Origin of the sequence: Streptomyces sp. NPDC047453, assembly GCF_040643155.1 — a bacterium.
Lineage (GTDB): Bacteria > Actinomycetota > Actinomycetes > Streptomycetales > Streptomycetaceae > Streptomyces.
The window spans coordinates 28,933-46,455 of record NZ_JBEYTS010000003.1; the positions used below are offsets into that span (position 1 = coordinate 28,933).

Genomic DNA, 17,523 nt, shown 5'->3' on the forward strand with positions numbered 1-17,523 from the left:
GCCCCGCCGTACGACCCCTTGGAGGTGACCGTGCTCGCGGACGCGGCGCTCGCCGTGATGTGGCTGGGCCTGACCTGCTACGCCCTGTTCGGCGGGGCCGACTTCGGCGCCGGGGTGTGGGACCTGCTGGCCGGCGGAGCCGAGCGCGGGCGGCCCCGGCGCGAGCTGATCGAGCACAGCATCGGGCCGGTGTGGGAGGCCAACCACGTGTGGCTGATCTTCGTGGTGGTGATGCTGTGGTCGGCGTTCTCCCCGGTGTTCGCGGCCGTGATGTCCACGCTGTACATCCCGCTGACGCTGGCCGCGCTGGGCATCATCGCGCGGGGCGCCGCCTTCGCCTTCCGCAAGGCCAGTACCGAGCTGTGGCAGCAACGGCTGTTCGGGGCATGCTTCGCGCTGTCCTCGCTGCTCACACCGTTCTTCCTCGGCACGGTCGCCGGCGGTGTGGCCTCCGGGCGCGTGCCGCCGGGCCTCGCCGCGGGCGATGTGATCACCGGCTGGCTCAATCCGACGTCGCTGCTGGGCGGGGTGCTGGCCGTGGTGACCTGTGCGCACCTGGCGGCGGTGTACCTGTGCGCCGACGCGGACCGCGAGGGCCGGCCCGAGCTGGCGGCGGCCTTCGCCCGCGACGCCGTGCTCAGCGGGCTGGCGGACGGAATCGTGGCCCTCGCGGGGATCGCGGTGCTGCACGCGGACGCACCGGCGCTGTTCCACGGGCTGACCCACCGGGCGCTGCCGCTGGTGATCGTCAGCGCGGTGGCCGGGCTCGCCGGTCTCGGCCTGCTGGCCCGGCGGCGTTTCGTGGCCGCCCGCGGGGCCGCCGCCCTGGCGGTCGCGGCGATCCTGTGGACGTGGGGCGCGGCCCAGTACCCGGCCATGCTGGTCGGAGGCACCACCGTCGCGCAGGCCGCGTCGAACGCCTCCGTGCTGGCCGCGGTCCTGGTGTCGCTGGGCATCGGCGCGGTGCTCCTGGTCCCCTCGCTGTGGCTGCTGTACGCCACCTTCCAGCGCGGGTCGGCCGGACAGCCCTCGCCGCGGTGAGCAGAAGCGGTGAGCAGAAACAGAAGCGGTGAGCAGAAACAGAAGCGGCGAGCAGAAGTTGAGAAGTCGCCTCCGCCGAGGTGCCCTGGGGACCCGCAGCGGCTGAAATGGGGAGGAGGCACATGCGCGGAACCCATCGCCGGCGAGGAGCTTCGGGTCATGACCAAAGCGATAAAACTGCTGACCGCCCTCCCCCAGAAACAACGCGAGCGCCTGATGGAGGTCGCGCGGGAGGTCTCCTTCCCCGAGGACACGAGGATCTTCGAGGCGGGGGGCACGGCCGACCGCTTCTGGGTCATCCGCTCCGGCGCCGTGCACCTGGACCAGCAGGTGACGCCCACCCGCAAGGTGACGGTGGCGTCCCTCGGCGCGGGCGATCTGCTCGGCTGGTCCTGGCTGTTCCCGCCGTACCAGTGGGACTTCGGGGCGGAGGCCTACAGCCAGGTCCGCGCCTACGAGTTCGACGCCTCGGCGGTGCTGGCGCTGTCCGTGGAGGATCCGTTGCTGGGACTGTCGCTGGTGCGCACCGTCGCCGAGATCCTCGCCCACCGGCTGGAGCTGACCCGGGGCAAGCTCCTGGAGCAGTACACCATCCCCCGGCGCTCTCACTGAGCCGCCCGGTCCGGTGGGTCAGATCCGGTAGCGGCGCAGCGCCGGGACGGCCGCCGCCAGGCCCAGCGTCAGGGCGACCACCAGCAGGCCGCCGCCCGCCACCGCCGCGCGCGGGCCGAACGCCGAGCCGGCCGTACCGTGCAGGACGTCCGCCAGGCGCGGACCGCCCGCGACGACGACGGTGAAGACGCCCTGCATACGGCCGCGCATCTCGTCGGTGGCGGCGGACAGCAGGATGGCGCCGCGGAACACCATGGAGACCATGTCGGCGACCCCGGCGGCCGCCAGGAACACCACCGCGAACCACAGGCTGCGGCTCAGTCCGAACCCGGTGACGGCCGCTCCCCAGGCGGTGACCGCGCCGATCACCATCCAGCCGTGCCGGCGCGCCCGGGAGAAGGTGCCGGAGAACAGCCCGCCGACCACCGCGCCGACCGGGATGGCCGCGAACAGCAGGCCGAGCGCGAGTCCTTCGTCGTAGGAGGCGTACGTCTCGGCGGCGAGCTGCGGGAACAGGGCGCGGGGCATCCCGAAGACCATGGCGATGATGTCGGCGAGGAACGACAGCAGCAGCACCTTGTGCCCGGAGATGTAGCGGAACCCGTCGGCTATCTCCCGCACCCCCGCGCGGCGCGCGGCGGATCCGGCCAGGGGCGGCAGTGCGGGCAGGCGCAGCACCGCCCACACGGTGACGCACAGGGCCACGGCGTCGATGAGGTACAGCTCGGGCAGCCCGATGACGGGGATGAGCGCGCCGGCCAGCAGCGGTCCGGCCACCAGACCGGTCTGCATGACGGTCGATCCCAGGGCGTTGGCGGCGGGCAGTTCCTCGGCCGGGACGAGTCGGGCGATGGAGGCGTTGCGGGCCGGGGAGTTCAGCCCGAAGAAGGCCTGCTGCACGGCGAGCAGCACCATCAGCACCACGACCGAGTCGAACCGGGCCGCGGCCTGCAACCAGAACAGCACCGAGGTGACCGCGATACCGCTGTTGGTGATCAGCAGCAGTTTGCGGCGGTCCATCGTGTCGGCGACCGCGCCGCCCCACAGGGCGAACACCACCATCGGGACCAGGCCGGCGAGGCTGGCGTAGCCGACCCAGGCCGAGGAGCCGGTGATGTCGTAGATCTGCTTGGGCACGGCGACGGCGGTGAGCTGGCTGCCGACCGCGGTGACGATGGTCGAGGACCACAGCCGGCGGAAGGCGGGGCGGCGCAGCGGCCGGGTGTCCATGGCCCAGCGGCGCCAGCCGCGCCGGCCGGCTCTGGACGGGTCGCGGGCGTCGCCGTGCGGTGCGGTGCTGCTGTCGGCGCTCTCGCTGGTGTCCACGGGCTTCCTGGTTGCTCGTTACATCTATCGGTGCGGTGTTCAGTGTCGCAGCACCGGCCGGGCCTGGGGACCGCCCCGATCCGGAAAGCTGCCGCGTACGCGCTCCAGTTGGGCCGCCGCGCTGTCGAGCAGCATGTCCAGGGCGGTCGGGTAGGCGCTGGTGACCATGCGGGTGGCGAGCAGGGGCGCCGCCTCGGCGATGCGCGGATGCGTGGTGGCGGGCAGCCGGGCGTAGGTCGAGTGCCACATCTCCTCGTCGGCGCGCAGGGCGGCGCTCGGCAGGGCCAGGGAGGCGGCGTCGAGCGCGGCGAAGGCGAGGGTCTGGTCGACGAAGGCGTGGTAGATCCGCACCGTGTGGGGCAGTGGGAAGCCGGCCCGGCGCAGCACGCCCAGGACGGCCTCGTCTGCGGCCAGTTCGTTGGCGCGGCCGGAGACGCGGTTGGCGGTCACCACGGCGGCCTGCGGATGCGCGACGTACGCGGAGTGGATGCGCAGGCCCATCTCGCGCAGGTCGGCCCGCCACCGCCCGCTCGGCTCCCAGCCGGCCAGCGCCCGGCCGATCAGCGCGTCGCCGATCGCCAGGGTGAGGTCGTCCATGCCGCGGAAGTAGCGGTAGAGGGTGCTCGGGTCGCAGTCGAGCGCCAGGCCGAGGCGGCGGGCGGTCAGTCCCGCGCTGCCGTGCTCCCGCAGCAGGCGCAGGGCGGTGTCGACGATCAGTGTCTCGGACAGTACGGTGCCGCTCCGGGTGGGGCGGCGCCGCCGTCGCTTGTCCTCGGTCACCACCGGTTTGGGCATCCCGGCCTCCTCGGTTGCACGCTTATGCCAACACCATTGACCTTACGTGGTGCGCGGCGTTGTATCGACGGTCAGGACAGAGACCGAGAGGGAGTTCTGGTCATGCGTGTACTGCTCGTGGGAGCCGGTGGTGTGGGTACCGCCATCACCCGGATCGCGGCCCGTCGTTCGTTCCTCGAGTCGATGGTCGTCGCGGACTACGACCGCGGGCGGGCCGAGTCCGCCGTGGCGGCCGTCGGCGACGACGGCCGGTTCGTCGCCGAGCGCGTCGACGCGAGCGACGAGGCGGCGGTGGCGGACCTGCTCGCCCGGCACCACTGCGACGTGCTGCTGAACGCGACCGACCCGCGCTTCGTGATGCCGCTGTTCCGCGCGGCCCGCACGGCCGGCGCCGGCTACCTCGACATGGCGATGTCCCTGTCCCGGCCGCACCCGGAGCGGCCGTACGAGGAGTGCGGGGTCAGGCTGGGCGACGAGCAGTTCGCGCTGGCGGAGGACTGGGAGAAGGCCGGCGCGCTCGCGCTGGTCGGCATGGGGGTGGAGCCGGGCCTGTCCGACGTGTTCGCGCGGTACGCCGCAGACGAACTCTTCGACGAGATCGAGGAGATCGGCGTCCGCGACGGCGCGAACCTGACCGTCGACGGCTACGACTTCGCGCCGTCCTTCAGCATCTGGACCACCATCGAGGAGTGCCTGAACCCGCCGGTGGTGTACGAGGCCGGGCGCGGCTGGTTCACCACCGAGCCGTTCAGCGAGCCGGAGGTGTTCGACTTCCCCGAGGGCATCGGCGAGGTCGAGTGCGTGAACGTGGAGCACGAGGAGGTGCTGCTGGTCCCGCGCTGGGTGGACGCGCGGCGGGTGACCTTCAAGTACGGTCTGGGCCGCGAGTTCATCGACACCCTCAAGACGCTGCACCTGCTGGGTCTGGACCGCACCGACCCGGTCACCGTGCCGGGCCCGGACGGGCCGGTCGCCGTCTCGCCCCGGGACGTCGTCGCCGCCTGCCTGCCCGACCCGGCGACCCTGGGCGAGCGGATGCGCGGCAAGACCTGCGCGGGCACCTGGGTGCGCGGCACCCGGGACGGCGCGCCGCGCGAGGTGTACCTGTACCACGTGGTCGACAACGAGTGGTCCATGGCCGAGTACGGGTGCCAGGCCGTGGTGTGGCAGACGGCGGTCAATCCCGTGGTCGCCCTGGAACTGCTGGCCGGCGGCGCCTGGTCCGGAGCGGGTGTCCTGGGCCCCGAGGCGTTCCCGGCCCGCCCCTTCCTGGACCTGCTGACGGAGTACGGCTCCCCGTGGGGCATGCGCGAGCAGTGACCGGGTCCGGCCCGTTCAGGTCATGCCGGGTCCCGCCGCATCGAATCTGGTTCGCGGGACCGGCTCCGTCCTGGAGCGGCCAGATCAAGTGAGACGCAGGGCCGGCAGAAATCTCAGGTGATCCGTTCCGGGGAGAGCGGACGCCTGGGGTCGTCTCAGTTGATCGGGTTCGCCGAAGGGCTCGCCGCAGCGATGGCTTCCGGAGCCGTGTTGGTTGCCGAGGCCGTCGAGCACTGTGCTGCAGCGTGAGTTGAGGGTCTTCGTTCGTAAGGTCGGCAGGCATGAGCACCGGAGTTGCCATCCCTCCTCCTTCGCGCAGGGCAGGATGGGGTCATGGCGCCCACCGACTTGTCTCGCCTGCGGTTGCCGCGCGCGTGCCGTGAGGCTCTTGCCAAGCAGCGGTCGGAGCGGATCGACGGACACACCATCCCCATAGCCACCGCCTGGTGGAACACCGAGATAGCTGCCGCTCACCTGCCTGGTGCGCCCGTGGCCGGACCAGATGTCACGCAGTTCAGTCGCGGCGACTTGTTCACGGATGCTGCCAACCTTGATGCGGGCTCCGACGAGGAGCTGCTTCGATTTCTGTGGCGTGTCCTCGCTTGGGGCAGCGGCATAAAACTCCGCCTCAATCGCTAGCGCATGCGAGCTGTGGCGGATGACCCGTCCTCAGCCATGGCGGCTCTGTGCCAGGCTCTAAAGGCCGCCCGAGAGGATCCGGCGCAGGCGTACGAAGCTCTGCGCCCAAGAGACTGCAACGCCATCGCGTATCTGGGTCCGGCGTTCTCAACCAAGGTCCTGTATTTCGCCGGCAGCGGCGCTCTCGATCATCCATGCGCGATCCTCGACTCCCAGGTGGCCGCCACACTCAGGGATACCTGCAGGTGGGACTCGCTCGGTGAGAACGAATGGCCCACCAGCACCTACGTCCGGTACTGCGCACTCCTGGACCGCTGGGCCCACGAGGAGAGCATGCGGCTCGGCCGCCGCATAGGCATCGACGAGATCGAACGCTGGCTGTTCAGGCCTTGCTCCGCGAACCGAGCTGTCGCCTGTGGTCTTTCCCGCAGGGGATGCCGCGCCAGATGCAAGGGTCCGCCACGGTCAACACGGGCCGCTGGCAGGTACATCCGTACCTGCCAGCTCGGCCAACAAAGCCGCAGGTCACCTCTGCTACGCCCCAGCCTCTCCCCTAAAGTGGTTGTCCAGCCCGCTCACCGAGTCCACACCCGCCGGAACTCCTCGGCCGGGATGGTCTCCAGCAGGTCCTCTTCAGGGTCGATCACTTGGTCTGTCAGGAAGCCGTGCTCGTCCTCCAGGTGCTCCCAGCTGTACCGGTGGAGTCGGCCGGCCGGAGTCAGCTCGGCTTGCTTGATGGCGATCAACTCGCCGCGCAATCGGTGTGAGCGGCCGGCCGGGTGGCAGGCTGGAAGCGGAACGAGAGCGCCTCCAGAAGGCGCTTGCGCTGGGTCTTCTGGACGGCGGCGATGCGCCAGCGGTCGTCCGCTTCGCGGGCCACCATGTAGGTGGCCGGCTTGCCCAGGCGCTTCGGTCGGCCCTTGTGTACCTCACCGCGGGCGACGACGACGGCGGTGTCCTGCCCGTGGAAGCGCAGGTCGATGACCTCGATGGTCAGCTCGGTGCCCTTCAGGAAGCTGTCGAACAGGGCCTGGTGGGCGCGGCCGATCTCGGGGCCGCCGTGGTAGACGGTGCCGGCATAGGTGACGTCGGTGGCATCCGCGCTGAACTGCTCGCCGTAGGCGGTGCCGTCGCCGCGGATTCGGTGTGAGAGCCTCGCGCCCGTGGCTACTGAAACCGAGGTGGGAGAGCTGTTGCACCAGCGCGGCTGGCGGACGGCATCCGCGGTCGCTGAAAGGGTGAACGCGTGGGCCGCTCTGGTGAGCGTCATCGAGCGCGGCTACGGCGACGACATCTACGAGTACACCAACGACCTCTACTGCCGAAACTGGCTGCACGAGGCGTGGCTCCTGCTGGACGAACACATCGTCCAGCTCTGGACCCCGCAGATCAAAGCTCTGGACGACCGGTACAAGGCCGCGACCATCGACGACGACGGCCAAGCACTGGACCGGTTCCACCGGTTGCCTGGCCCCGACCTGTGGTGGTGGCGGCGACACCCCCGCATCCTCACCGGGGACCTCGGGCGTTCACTTCGCTCGGCCGATGCCATCGGCACCGACGCTGACGCAGCATGACCCTCAGCCTCGTGAGTTAGGGGACAACTCTGCCGCTGGCCGCGCCCTCCTGAGGCGCGGCCAGATACCGGATCAGGCAGCCGAGTAGCCACTGAGGCTTTGCCAACCGGGTTGCTGAGCCTGCCTCGTACCGCTCGGATCGGGTTGCAGGGCGTCGGCATCAACCACGGGACCACGGACCAGGGGCCCACCAACCGGCCCTTACAGTGCAGTCCGACAGCGCCTGACCAGCGGCAACACGAAGCCATCGGCCTCGACCGGTCGAGTGCGCCTGACTGGTGAGTGGTGTGTGGCCGAACATTGGCCACAGACCAACCGATCCTGCTCACCTCACGGGCGGTAGTAGTACCTGTAGGCGAGAACCTTCCCGTTGGCGTCGGTCAGGTTGATCCGGACATGGTCGGCTCCGCCGGGGACGTCCGCGCGAAGGGAGATGTCCTGATCCGTGTAGTTGTTGCACTGGGTGCTGGTGCTCCGTTCGTCCAGCGGGGTGGTGCCTGCCCACGCGATACCGTACGCACGCTTACACCCGTAGGTATTGAGCCGTCCGTTGAGGCTGACCGACCGGTTGTACCAGGTGATTCGGCCGGCGTACCAGCTGTCGACTGATTGGACGCTGAACAGGGTGGTGGGGTAGGTGGTCGTGGCGGCGGTGGCGGCTGGCGCCCCCGCGAGAACCGGCACGGCTGCCGCCGCGACTGCGGCCACCATCGCGCTGACTTTCCTTAGCAAGGCTGCTCCCCCGGTTACTTGAGTGGTGGTGTATCGGCCCGCGACACGGTAGTCGTCCGTCGGCGCAGCGGCGAGGCCACCGCGTTTCGGTTGGCGGCCGATCGTGCGCGGTCGGCCGTTGGACCACTCGACGAGATGGCGGGCGGGTCCCGCTCAGGCGGTCTGCCGTGCGGCGGCCCGTCCGGCCGCGCGCCCGGAGAACAGACATCCGCCGAGGAAGGTGCCCTCCAGGGCGTTGTAGCCGTGGACGCCGCCGCCGCCGAAGCCGGCGACCTCGCCGGCCGCGTAGAGGCCGTCGATCACCTGCCCGTCGGTGCCGAGGGCGCGCGAGTCCAGGTCGGTCTGGATGCCGCCGAGCGTCTTGCGGGTGAGGATGTGCAGCTTGACCGCGATCAGCGGGCCGGCCGCCGGGTCCAGAACGCGGTGCGGGGCTGCCACCCGGCCGAGGCGGTCGCCGATGTAGCGGCGGGCGTTGTGGATGCCCTGGATCTGGGTGTCCTTGCTGTAGGGGTTGGCGATCTGGAGGTCGCGGGCCTCGATCAGACGGCGCACCTCGGCGGCGTCGAGGAGGGGCTTGTCGGTCGACTGGTTCATCTTCTCGACCAGTTGCTCCAGCGTGTCGGCGATCAGGAAGTCCTCGCCGTGCCGCAGGAAGTCCCGTACGGGTCCGGGTGCTCCCTTGCCGAGCAACCGGTCGCGCAGCACCGCCTTGCGGTCCTTGGCCGTGATGTCGGGGTTCTGCTCGGAGCCCGACAGGGCGAACTCCTTCTCGACGATCCTGCGGGTCAGCACGAACCAGGAGTGGTCGTACCCGGCGATGTCCTCGGTGGTGCGGAGGTGCTTGAGGGTGCCGAGCGTGTCGTAGCCGGGCAGGCAGGGGTCGGGCAGCCGGCGGCCGAGGGCGTCCAGCCACACCGAGGACGGGCCGGGCAGGATGCGGATGCCGTGGCCGGGCCAGATCGGGTTCCAGTTCCGCAGGCCCTCGGTGTAGTGCCACATGCGGTCGCGGTTGACGAGCCGTACGCCGGCTTCGGCGCTGATGTCCAGCATCCGGCCGTCGACGTACGCCGGGACGCCGGTGACCATCCGCGACGGCGGGGTGCCGAGGCGCTCGGGCCAGTAACGGCGGACGAGGTCGTGGCCGGCGCCGATGCCGCCGGTGGTGAGGACCACGGCCTGCGCGGTGAGTTCGAACGCGCCGGTCTCCTCGCGGTTGGAGGCGACACCGCGGGGCGAGTCGTCCTCGGCGAGGACAGTGCCCCGCACTCCGCGTGCCGCGCCGTCCTGGACGACGAGTTCATCGACCCGGTGACGGTGGTGGAAGGTGAGCAGGCCGTCGCGCGCGGCCTGGAGGGCGTACGCGGCGAAGGGTTCCACGACGCCCGTGCCGGTGCCCCAGGCGATGTGGAAGCGGGGTACGGAGTTGCCGTGGCCGTCGGCGCGCAGATCGCCGCGCTCTGCCCAGCCGACCGTGGGCAGCAGCGTGATGCCGTGTCCTTCCAGCCAGGACTGCTTCTCCCACGCCGCGAACTCGACGTAGGCGCGCGCCCAGCGCACCGCCCAGGAGTCCTCGTCGTCCAGCCGGTCGAAGCGCGCGCTGCCCTGCCAGTCGTTCCAGGCCAGCTCGAAGGAGTCCTTGACGCCGAGCCTGCGCTGCTGCGGGGTGTCGACGAGGAACAGTCCGCCGAAGGACCAGTACGCCTGCCCGCCGAGGTCGGCGGCGTTCTCCTGGTCGACGAGGGCGACCCTGCGGCCCCGGCTGGTCAGTTCGTGCGCCGCGACCAGGCCCGCGAGGCCCGCCCCGACCACGATGACGTCGGCGTCCATGGCGACCGTCCCCTTCCTCGGTTCCTCGGTTTCCTTGGTTTTGCTCAGTCTTCTTGTGATGCGCGTGCGGTGCCGCCACCATCCGTCAGCAGCGCGGTGAGCAGCTGTCCGAGCCAGGCGCGGGCGCCCTCGACGTCCTTGTCCAGCAGCAGCCGGGTGGTGACTCCGTCGTACGCGGCGACGACCGCGTGGGCGGCGCCGACGGCGTCCCCCAGGACGGCGGGCAGCGGGGTGCGGGCGCGGGCGAGTCGGTCGGCGACGGCCCGGCGCAGCCGCGCGCGGTGCTCCAGCAACGTCCGCGCCACGGCCGCGTCGCGGGCGGCGTGCACCAGGAAGTCCGTCTTGACCAGGAGCCAGTCCAGGTCCAGCAGCAGCACGTCGGTGACCCGGTCGACGGCGGCGGGCACGTCGAGGTCCGGGCCGTCGAGGGCGAGCGCCCCGGTCACCTGGTCGGCGATCAGCTCGGCCCGTTCCCGGTACAGGGCGAAGAACAGCTCGTCGAGGGTGTCGAAGTTGGAGTAGAAGGCGCCCCTGCTGTAGCCGGCGGCCTCACAGACCTCCTCGATCGACACCCGGCCGAAGCCCTTGGCGGCGAACACCGTGAAGGCGGCGTCGAGCAGGTTGGCCCGCGTCCGCTGCCGGCGCCTGGTGACGCGCCTTTCCGTGCCCTCGACCGCCATGCCGGACCTCCGTTCGATACGCGAATGTATCCGATACACCGATGTATCGAAAGGGGGCGCGGAGGCACCGGCCGCCACCTGCGCCGGGAGGGTGCGGGGTTTCACCTCAGCGCCCGCGGTCAGTCGGGCCCATGAGCCGTGTTCACGTCACGGCGGCCGACCGGGTACCGCGGGCGCGCCGGGACCGGGAAGGAGTGGACCGTGAACTCGTCCGGCGAGGCCCCCGCCCCGCACACGCTGCGCGACTACGCCCTGCTCGCGGACGGCGAGCGCGGCGCCCTGGTGGGGCCGCGCGGCGACATCGTGTGGATGTGCGCACCCGCCTGGGACAGCGAGGCCGTCTTCGCCGCCCTGATCGGCGGCCCCGGCTGGTACACCGTCACCCCCACCGAGCCGTTCGTGCACGGCGGCTACTACGAGCGGGAAGGCCTGGTCTGGCGCAGTCGCTGGATCACGACCGGCGGCATCGTCGAGTGCCGCGAGGCCCTCGCCCTCCCCGGCGATCCGCACCGGGTCACGGTGCTGCGCCGGGTCATGGCCGTCGACGGCGGCGCCCGGGTCGACGTACGGCTGTACCCGGCGGCGGGGTTCGGCCGGCGTCCGCTGCGCGAGGTGCGCCGGGACGAGGACGGCCGGTGGACGGGCCGGGCCGGCGAGTTGTACGTCCGGTTCGGCGGCGCGCCCGGCGCCGAACCGGCGGGAACGGACCACCCGGGGCTGGACGCGGTGCTGCGCCTGGCCGCCGGCACCCACCACGACCTGGTCCTGGAGGTCTCGGACCGGCCGCTTCCCGGACCGGAGCCGGTGGACCGGCTGTGGCGGGCCACCGAGGCCGGATGGGCCGCACGCGTGCCCGGCCTGCGTGGCGCGCTGGGCCCGCGTGACGCCCGGCACGCGTACGCGGTGCTGCGCGGTATGACGGGCTCGCACGGCGGTACCGTGGCCGCCGCGACGACCAGCCTGCCCGAGCGGGCCGAGCAGGGCCGCAACTACGACTACCGGTACGTGTGGATCCGCGACCAGGCCTACATCGGCCAGGCCCTCGCGGCGACCGGCCCGTACGCACTGCTGGACGACTCGGTGCGGTTCGTCACCGAGCGCCTGATCGAACACGGCCCCTGCCTCGCGCCCGCCTACACCGCGACCGGTGGGCCGGTGCCCGACCAGCGCACCCTCGATCTGCCCGGCTATCCGGGCGGCTACGACGTCGTCGGCAATCACGTCAACCGCCAGTTCCAGCTGGACGCGCTCGGCGAGAGCCTGCTGCTGATCGCGGCCGGCGCGCGCCAGGACCGTATCGGCGCCGAGGCCTGGCACGCCGCCCTCGTCGCCGCCGAGGCCATCGAGGCCCGCCACCGGGACGGGGATGCCGGGATCTGGGAACTGCACACGGACCGCTGGGCGCACAGCCGGCTGATCTGCGCGGCCGGGCTGCGTGCCGTCGCGGCGGCGGCTCCCGCCGGCAGCGCCGGGGCGGCAGCGCGGTGGGCGGCGCTCGCGGACCGGATCGTCGCCGACACCGCCGCCGACAGCCTGCACCCGTCCGGCCGCTGGCAACGCGCGCCGACGGACCCCCGCGTCGACACGGCGCTCCTGCTGCCCGCCATCCGCGGCGCCCTGCCCGCCGGCGCCCCCCGCACGACCGCCACCCTGCGCGCGGTCCGCGCCGACCTCGTCCAGGACCACTACGCCTACCGTTTCCGTCACGACCAGCGACCGCTCCAGGACGCCGAAGGGGCCTTCCTGCTCTGCGGGTTCGTCATGGCCCTCGCCGAGCACCAGCAGGGCGACACGGTGGAGGCCGTGCGCTGGTTCGAACGCAACCGTGCCGCCTGCGGCCCCGCCGGCCTGTACGCGGAGGAGTTCGACGTCGCCCAGCGCCAGCTGCGCGGCAATCTGCCCCAGGCATTCGTCCACGCCCTGCTCCTGGAGGCCGCCACCACGCTGGCCGGCGCGGGCTTAACCGTCCGCCACCGCAGCCGCCTCCCCGCGCCCTCGTTTGCCCCCGCGCATCGGGGAGAACCGAAGCCGTATGACACCTGACGAACCCCGGTGCCGCACCGTGGTGGTGACCGGAGCGAGCGGCGGGATCGGCCGCGCGGTCTCGGTCGCGTTCGCCGCCCGTGGAGACCGGCTGGCGCTGATCGCCCGCGGCCGGGCAGGCCTCGACGGCGCGGTGCGCGAGGCCGAGCGGGCGGGCGCCGCGAAGGTGGTCGCCATCGAGGCGGACACGGCCGATCCGCAGGCGGTGGAGACCGCGGCCCAGCGGGCCGAGGAGCAGCTCGGTCCGATCGACGTATGGGTCAACGACGCGTTCGCCTCGGTCTTCGCGCCCTTCACCCAGATCGCCCCCGAGGAGTTCCGGCGCGTCACCGAGGTCACCTACCTCGGCTACGTCTACGCCACCGGCGCCGCGCTGCGCCGGATGCTGCCCCGGGACCGGGGTGTCGTCGTGCAGGTCGGCTCGGCGATCGCCTACCGCGGCATCCCGCTGCAAAGCGCCTACAGCGGCGCCAAGCACGCCCTCCAGGGCTGGCACGAGGCACTGCGCTGCGAACTGCTCGCCTCCGGCACCCGAGTGCGCGCGACCATGGTGCAGATGCCGGCGGTGAACACCCCGCAGTTCGACTGGGTCCGCTCATGTCTGCCCGAACGGGCGCAGCCGGTGCCGCCGATCTACCAGCCCGAGGTCGCCGCGCGCGCCGTGCTGTACGCCGCCGACCACCCGGGCAGGCGCGAGTACTGGGTCGGCGGCAGCACCGTCGCCACCCTGGTGGCGAACGCGGTCGTACCGGGGTTGCTGGACCGCTACCTGGCCCGCACCGGCTTCGCCTCCCAGCAGGACGGTCACCCGAGGCAGGCCGGGGAGCCGGACAACCTGTTCGAACCTGCGGACGCGCAACGGGACTTCGGAGCGCACGGCAGGTTCGACGGACAGGCCCGGGCCCGCAGCGTCCAGCAGCGGGCCGCGCACGCCGTCGGCGCCGTCGCGGACGGTGCGCGCCGCGCGACATCGGCCGTGCCCCGCGTCGGCGCCGGGTTCGCGGCCCGGATGCGGGGCACCCGAGCCCCCCGAGCACAGGACAGGAGTGTGTGACCATGCCCCGCGGATCGAGCCCCAAGCGGGAACGGCAGTACGAACACATCAAGGAAAGCGCACGGGAACGCGGTGAGAAGGAGGAGCGCGCCGAGGAGATCGCCGCGCGGACCGTGAACAAGGAACGCGCCCGGCACGGGGAGTCGAAGACCGCCAGCCGCACCTCGGTCGAGGACATGTCCTCCTCCCGCCGCGGCGGGCAGCGCTCCCACAGCGGCGCCCAGGGCCCCACCTACGACCAGCTGTACAACGAGGCCAGGCAGCGCGGCATCCAGGGCCGCTCGAAGATGAACAAGGCGCAGCTCGAAGACGCCCTCGGACGCTAGGAGCCCGCGATCATGGTCTCCGTGGCCGATCCGCCCGTTCCCCATGACCCGCCGGCGCCGCCCGGCACACCGGTTCCGCCGCCCGAGCCGCCCGCACCGCCCCGTCCGGCGGAGCCCGGCACGGAGCCCGCACCGCCCGAGCCCGGTCGGCCGCGCCCGCCCGAGCCGCCCGACTGACTCCGGGCCGCGCGGCGACGCTGAGCCGTACGGGTGACGCCCGGGACACGCCACCGGTGGCTGCGGCGTCTCCGGGCCGCTTGCGGTCGAACAATGGCCTGGGCGCGAGGAGGTCCGATGTGGGCTGCGACGGTTGAGATCACGGTGTGGTGCGGGGTGCTGACCGGCTTGACGGTGGTGTCGATCAGTTCCGTGTCGCCCGTCGAACTGACGGTGGCCGGCCTGGCCGCACTGGGCGGGGCGTTCGCGGCGCGGCGGATGCGGCGGGCCGCCGGTGTGCACGTCACGTGGGCCCGCCACGCGGCCCGCGCCGCCGTCTCACTGCCGTACGCGGTCGCACGCGGCCTGGCCGTCCTGGTGTCCTCCGTGGCCACGCGTCCCAGGGACGCGACCGTGCGGCGCGTGACGCTGCGGCCGGGGGCCCATGCCGCGTGGGCCGGCACGCTGATCGCCGCGTCACCGGACACCTGCGTGATCGGCATCCCGCGCGACGACGTGGTGCTGGTGCACGCCCTGCGTCCGGACGCGGGACCGGTCGAGGCGGCGGTGGCCCGGACGGGCGGGAAGCGGTGAACGCCTGGACGGCGGCAGCGCTGGTCCTGCTGGCCGTCCCGATGCCCGCGTACCTGTGGGTGGTGGCCCGCGGCACCGCGGTGCGCCGTCTCGCCGGGGCCGCGTCGCTGCCGGCCGCGGTCGGCGCGGTGTTCCTCCTCCTGCCCCAGGGTTACGGCCGGCCCGCCTACCAGGACCTCGCGCTGATGCTCGCCGTCCTGGCCCCCGCCGGCACCCTCGTCTTCACCCGCTTCGTGGCGGGCCGCCGCCACGAGACACACCCGACACACCATTCCAGCACCGAGACGTGACGACACCGCGCCCAGCCGGCCGGCACACGGACGGAGGCGCGCCAGGGAGTGCCGATGACGCCGCGCCATCTGACCGTGCTCGTACTGCTGTGGGCCGGGGTGGGATGCATGCTGCTCTCCGCCGTCGCGGTGCTGCGGCTGCGCGGAACGCTGATGCGCCTGCACGCCCTGGCCCCGCCCTCCTGCGCAGGGATCCCGCTGATCGCCCTGGCCGTGGCCGTCGACCAGGGGGTGGGCCGGGCCGCGGTCAAGACGCTGTTCATCGGTCTGGTCTTCGCCGTCGGAGGGACGGTCACCACCATCGCCGTCGGCCGCGCCTCCCAGCAGGCCGAGGAGGGGGAGGGCACGTGAACGAGTGGCTGATCGGCGCCGCCCTCGCGTTCGTCGTCCTCGCCGCGACCGCGGCGGTCCTCACCCGGGACCCGGCCCGCCAGGCCGTCGTCCTGTCCGCGCTGGGCCTGGGCCTGGCGGTGCTGTTCGCGGTGCTTCAGGCACCCGACGTGGCCCTGTCCCAGCTGGCCGTCGGCACCGCGCTGACCCCGCTGCTGATCCTCCTCACCGTCCGCAAGGTCACCCGCCGGCCCAGCGCCGCCGGCGACCGCGCCAACGACGGCGACGGCGAGGACCAGGAATGACGGCGCGCGCCCGGCTGGTCATGTTCCTGGTCGCCGCCGCGGTGATCGCCGCCCTCTTCGCCGCCGCCTGCACCCGGCTCCCGCCGTTCGGGTCGGCCCACCACCCCTACGGCGACAGGGCGGTGGCGGCGTCGCTCGCCCGCCACACGGCCAACGTCGTCTCGTCCGTGAACTTCGACATCCGCGCCTTCGACACCCTCGGTGAGGAGTCCATCCTCTTCGGCACCGTCCTCGGGGCCACACTGCTGCTGCGCCGAGCCCGCGACGAACGCCACCGGCGCGCCGGCTCCGAGTACGTCATGCCCAGCACCCGTCTGTTCGGCACCCTGCTGCTGCCGGTCTCCCTGGTCGTGGGCGTCTACATCGTCGCGCACGGCCAACTCAGCCCCGGCGGCGGCTTCCAGGGCGGCGTCGTACTGGCCACCGCCCTGCACCTGGCCTACGTCGCCGCCGACTACCGCGCTCTGAAGCGGCTGCGGCCGCTGGCCGTCCTGGACGTGACGGACTCGCTGGCCGCCGCGTCCTTCAGCCTCGTCGGCCTGGCCGGCCTGGTCGCGGGCGGCGCGTTCCTGAAGAACGTGCTGCCGCTGGGCACGTTCAACCGGATCACCTCCGGCGGCACCGTCCCGGTGCTCAACGCCGCGGTCGGCGTCGAGGTCGCCTCCGGGCTGATCGCCCTGCTCGCCCACTTCCTCGACCAGGCCGTCGAACTCACCGACCCCGATCAGGACACCGGCGGCGCGCACGCCGGGAACACCGACGACAAGGGAGACCGCTAGTGGGGATCTGGCCCTACCTCGCCGCCGGATGGGTTCTGCTCATCGCCCTGTACGGGCTGGTCACCAGCCGCGACCTCATCCACGCCATCGGCTGCCTGGCCGTCGCCCAGTCCTCCACCTATCTGCTGCTCCTGGCCGTCGGCTACCGCCGCGGCGCGACCGCCCCCGTCTACTCCGACATCGCTCCCGGCTCGCGCCCCGTCGTCGACCCGGTCGTCCAGGCGCTGGCGCTGACGGACGTCGTCGTCGGCGCGACCGTCACCGCGCTGCTGCTCGCGCTGACCATCCAGTTGCGCAAGCGCCACCACTCCGTCGACCCGCAGGCCCTCACCGGCCTCAAAGGGTGACCATGACCGCAGCCGACCTCCTGCCCCTGGCCGTGGCCGTCCCCCTGCTCGGCTCCACCCTCCTCGCCGTCGCCGGCCGCGCCCTGCCCCGCCTCGGCTGCGACGTCCTGGCGACCGCGGCCGCGGCCGCCGAGGTGGTCTGCCTCGCCCTGCTGTGGGAGCGCGGCGGCGGGCTCGCCACCTCGGACCTGGGCGGCTGGTCGGCCCGGCTCGGCATCGTCCTCGCCGCCGACCGGATCGGCGTCGGGCTGGCCCTGCTGGTCGCCGTGCTCGTACTGGCCGTCCTCGTCTACTCGTGGCGGTACTTCGACGAGCCGAAGGGCCATCACGCGGGGATCTTCCCCGCCCTGATCCTGCTGTTCGAGGCCGGCATGGCCGGCTTCGCGCTCACCGGCGACCTGTTCAACGCCTTCGTCTTCTTCGAGCTCATGGGAGCGGCCGCGTACGCGCTGACCGGCTACCACATCGAGGATCCCCGCCCCCTCCAGGGCGCCCTCACCTTCGGCATCGTCACGTCGTTCGCCGCCTACTGCTCCCTGCTCGGCATCGGCCTCCTCTACGCCCGCACCGGCGAGCTGAACCTCGCCCGCCTCGGCGAGCGGCTGGCCGGCCACCCCACCGACACGCTGACCGTCGTCGCCTTCGTCCTCGTCGCCACCGCCCTGCTGGTGAAGGCCGCGGCGGTGCCGTTCCACTTCTGGCTGCCGGACGCCCACGCGGTCGCCCCCACCCCGGTGTGCATGCTGATGT

Annotated in this window: 20 protein-coding genes and 2 pseudogenes; 15 read left to right on the plus strand and 7 right to left on the minus strand. The window is 72.4% G+C overall.

The features are described 5' to 3' along the window. The first annotated feature begins 30 nt into the window (after window positions 1–30). Both ABZ818_RS04320 and ABZ818_RS04325 read left to right on the plus strand, forming a co-directional pair. Complete coding sequence (locus ABZ818_RS04320) at window positions 31–1,041, plus strand: cytochrome d ubiquinol oxidase subunit II (protein ID WP_361411168.1); 1,011 nt, start codon at window positions 31–33, stop codon at window positions 1,039–1,041. A gap of 159 nt (window positions 1,042–1,200) precedes the next feature. Next, a complete protein-coding gene (locus ABZ818_RS04325; RefSeq protein WP_141364455.1) occupies window positions 1,201–1,653 on the plus strand; it encodes a cyclic nucleotide-binding domain-containing protein in 453 nt (150 codons plus the stop codon). An 18-nt stretch (window positions 1,654–1,671) separates the two neighbouring features. Here ABZ818_RS04325 and ABZ818_RS04330 read toward each other — a convergent pair whose 3' ends face one another. Then, on the minus strand, window positions 1,672–2,979 hold the full coding sequence (locus ABZ818_RS04330) for an MFS transporter (RefSeq protein WP_361410596.1): 1,308 nt from the start codon (window positions 2,977–2,979) through the stop codon (window positions 1,672–1,674). A 39-nt stretch (window positions 2,980–3,018) separates the two neighbouring features. Beyond that, window positions 3,019–3,774, minus strand: coding sequence for a TetR/AcrR family transcriptional regulator (locus ABZ818_RS04335; RefSeq protein ID WP_361410599.1), 756 nt, complete (start codon window positions 3,772–3,774; stop codon window positions 3,019–3,021). 102 nt (window positions 3,775–3,876) lie between these two features. Here ABZ818_RS04335 and ABZ818_RS04340 point away from each other — a divergent pair, with 102 nt between their 5' ends. Then, entirely contained in the window at window positions 3,877–5,094 is a 1,218-nt protein-coding gene (locus tag ABZ818_RS04340) for a saccharopine dehydrogenase C-terminal domain-containing protein (RefSeq protein ID WP_361410602.1), read from the plus strand. A 333-nt stretch (window positions 5,095–5,427) separates the two neighbouring features. Continuing rightward, window positions 5,428–6,105: pseudogene (locus ABZ818_RS04345) on the plus strand (hypothetical protein); the annotation flags it as partial. Window positions 6,106–6,308: 203 nt separating this feature from the next. Here ABZ818_RS04345 and ABZ818_RS04350 read toward each other — a convergent pair. Further along, on the minus strand, window positions 6,309–6,479 hold the full coding sequence (locus ABZ818_RS04350; RefSeq protein WP_361410604.1) for a hypothetical protein: 171 nt from the start codon (window positions 6,477–6,479) through the stop codon (window positions 6,309–6,311). Next, complete coding sequence (locus ABZ818_RS04355; protein ID WP_361410607.1) at window positions 6,476–7,003, minus strand: SgcJ/EcaC family oxidoreductase; 528 nt, start codon at window positions 7,001–7,003, stop codon at window positions 6,476–6,478. Before ABZ818_RS04355 ends, ABZ818_RS04350 begins: the two co-directional genes overlap by 4 nt. Between ABZ818_RS04355 and ABZ818_RS04360 the strand changes: the two genes are divergently transcribed. Continuing rightward, on the plus strand, window positions 6,993–7,310 hold the full coding sequence (locus tag ABZ818_RS04360) for a hypothetical protein (RefSeq protein WP_361410610.1): 318 nt from the start codon (window positions 6,993–6,995) through the stop codon (window positions 7,308–7,310). The genes ABZ818_RS04355 and ABZ818_RS04360 overlap by 11 nt on opposite strands. Before the next feature lie 330 nt (window positions 7,311–7,640). On the opposite strand, the gene ABZ818_RS04365 is transcribed toward ABZ818_RS04360, so the two are convergent. The 3 genes from ABZ818_RS04365 to ABZ818_RS04375 form a co-directional block, all read right to left on the minus strand. Beyond that, the gene (locus tag ABZ818_RS04365) at window positions 7,641–8,021 is read right to left on the minus strand and encodes a hypothetical protein (protein ID WP_361410613.1); all 381 of its coding nucleotides are present in this window, start codon (window positions 8,019–8,021) and stop codon (window positions 7,641–7,643) included. Window positions 8,022–8,195: 174 nt separating this feature from the next. After that, on the minus strand, window positions 8,196–9,869 hold the full coding sequence (locus ABZ818_RS04370) for an FAD-binding dehydrogenase (protein ID WP_361410616.1): 1,674 nt from the start codon (window positions 9,867–9,869) through the stop codon (window positions 8,196–8,198). A 44-nt stretch (window positions 9,870–9,913) separates the two neighbouring features. Beyond that, entirely contained in the window at window positions 9,914–10,549 is a 636-nt protein-coding gene (locus ABZ818_RS04375; protein WP_361410619.1) for a helix-turn-helix domain-containing protein, read from the minus strand. Between the two features lie 201 nt (window positions 10,550–10,750). Between ABZ818_RS04375 and ABZ818_RS04380 the strand changes: the two genes are divergently transcribed. The 10 genes and pseudogenes from ABZ818_RS04380 to ABZ818_RS04425 all read left to right on the plus strand — a co-directional run. Further along, entirely contained in the window at window positions 10,751–12,592 is a 1,842-nt protein-coding gene (locus ABZ818_RS04380) for a glycoside hydrolase family 15 protein (protein WP_361410622.1), read from the plus strand. Continuing rightward, on the plus strand, window positions 12,582–13,646 hold the full coding sequence (locus ABZ818_RS04385; protein WP_361410624.1) for an SDR family oxidoreductase: 1,065 nt from the start codon (window positions 12,582–12,584) through the stop codon (window positions 13,644–13,646). The genes ABZ818_RS04380 and ABZ818_RS04385 overlap by 11 nt, the downstream gene beginning before the upstream one ends. A 2-nt stretch (window positions 13,647–13,648) precedes the next feature. Continuing rightward, window positions 13,649–13,972, plus strand: coding sequence for a plasmid stabilization protein (locus ABZ818_RS04390; RefSeq protein WP_361410627.1), 324 nt, complete (start codon window positions 13,649–13,651; stop codon window positions 13,970–13,972). A 294-nt stretch (window positions 13,973–14,266) separates the two neighbouring features. Further along, complete coding sequence (locus tag ABZ818_RS04395) at window positions 14,267–14,722, plus strand: hypothetical protein (protein ID WP_361410630.1); 456 nt, start codon at window positions 14,267–14,269, stop codon at window positions 14,720–14,722. Next, window positions 14,719–15,012, plus strand: a complete 294-nt coding sequence (locus ABZ818_RS04400; protein ID WP_361410632.1) for a monovalent cation/H+ antiporter complex subunit F — start codon at window positions 14,719–14,721, stop codon at window positions 15,010–15,012. The genes ABZ818_RS04395 and ABZ818_RS04400 overlap by 4 nt, the downstream gene beginning before the upstream one ends. A gap of 54 nt (window positions 15,013–15,066) precedes the next feature. Further along, entirely contained in the window at window positions 15,067–15,363 is a 297-nt protein-coding gene (locus ABZ818_RS04405; RefSeq protein ID WP_361410635.1) for a monovalent cation/H(+) antiporter subunit G, read from the plus strand. Next, a complete protein-coding gene (locus ABZ818_RS04410) occupies window positions 15,360–15,647 on the plus strand; it encodes a DUF4040 domain-containing protein (protein ID WP_361410638.1) in 288 nt (95 codons plus the stop codon). The genes ABZ818_RS04405 and ABZ818_RS04410 overlap by 4 nt, the downstream gene beginning before the upstream one ends. Further along, complete coding sequence (locus ABZ818_RS04415; RefSeq protein ID WP_361410640.1) at window positions 15,644–16,426, plus strand: MnhB domain-containing protein; 783 nt, start codon at window positions 15,644–15,646, stop codon at window positions 16,424–16,426. Before ABZ818_RS04410 ends, ABZ818_RS04415 begins: the two co-directional genes overlap by 4 nt. Then, a complete protein-coding gene (locus tag ABZ818_RS04420; RefSeq protein ID WP_361410643.1) occupies window positions 16,426–16,773 on the plus strand; it encodes a sodium:proton antiporter in 348 nt (115 codons plus the stop codon). Before ABZ818_RS04415 ends, ABZ818_RS04420 begins: the two co-directional genes overlap by 1 nt. Before the next feature lie 428 nt (window positions 16,774–17,201). Further along, window positions 17,202–17,513, plus strand: a pseudogene (locus ABZ818_RS04425) (proton-conducting transporter membrane subunit); the annotation flags it as partial. Window positions 17,514–17,523: the final 10 nt, after the last annotated feature.

Coding starts and splice junctions, on each gene's coding strand:
- ABZ818_RS04325 (WP_141364455.1), top strand. CDS start 1,201: ATGACCAAAGCGATAAAACTGCTGACCGCCCTCCCCCAGAAACAACGC.
- ABZ818_RS04335 (WP_361410599.1), bottom strand. CDS start 3,774: ATGCCCAAACCGGTGGTGACCGAGGACAAGCGACGGCGGCGCCGCCCC.
- ABZ818_RS04340 (WP_361410602.1), top strand. CDS start 3,877: ATGCGTGTACTGCTCGTGGGAGCCGGTGGTGTGGGTACCGCCATCACC.
- ABZ818_RS04355 (WP_361410607.1), bottom strand. CDS start 7,003: ATGACGCTCACCAGAGCGGCCCACGCGTTCACCCTTTCAGCGACCGCG.
- ABZ818_RS04365 (WP_361410613.1), bottom strand. CDS start 8,021: ATGGTGGCCGCAGTCGCGGCGGCAGCCGTGCCGGTTCTCGCGGGGGCG.
- ABZ818_RS04370 (WP_361410616.1), bottom strand. CDS start 9,869: ATGGACGCCGACGTCATCGTGGTCGGGGCGGGCCTCGCGGGCCTGGTC.
- ABZ818_RS04375 (WP_361410619.1), bottom strand. CDS start 10,549: ATGGCGGTCGAGGGCACGGAAAGGCGCGTCACCAGGCGCCGGCAGCGG.
- ABZ818_RS04385 (WP_361410624.1), top strand. CDS start 12,582: ATGACACCTGACGAACCCCGGTGCCGCACCGTGGTGGTGACCGGAGCG.
- ABZ818_RS04390 (WP_361410627.1), top strand. CDS start 13,649: ATGCCCCGCGGATCGAGCCCCAAGCGGGAACGGCAGTACGAACACATC.
- ABZ818_RS04395 (WP_361410630.1), top strand. CDS start 14,267: ATGTGGGCTGCGACGGTTGAGATCACGGTGTGGTGCGGGGTGCTGACC.
- ABZ818_RS04405 (WP_361410635.1), top strand. CDS start 15,067: ATGACGCCGCGCCATCTGACCGTGCTCGTACTGCTGTGGGCCGGGGTG.
- ABZ818_RS04415 (WP_361410640.1), top strand. CDS start 15,644: ATGACGGCGCGCGCCCGGCTGGTCATGTTCCTGGTCGCCGCCGCGGTG.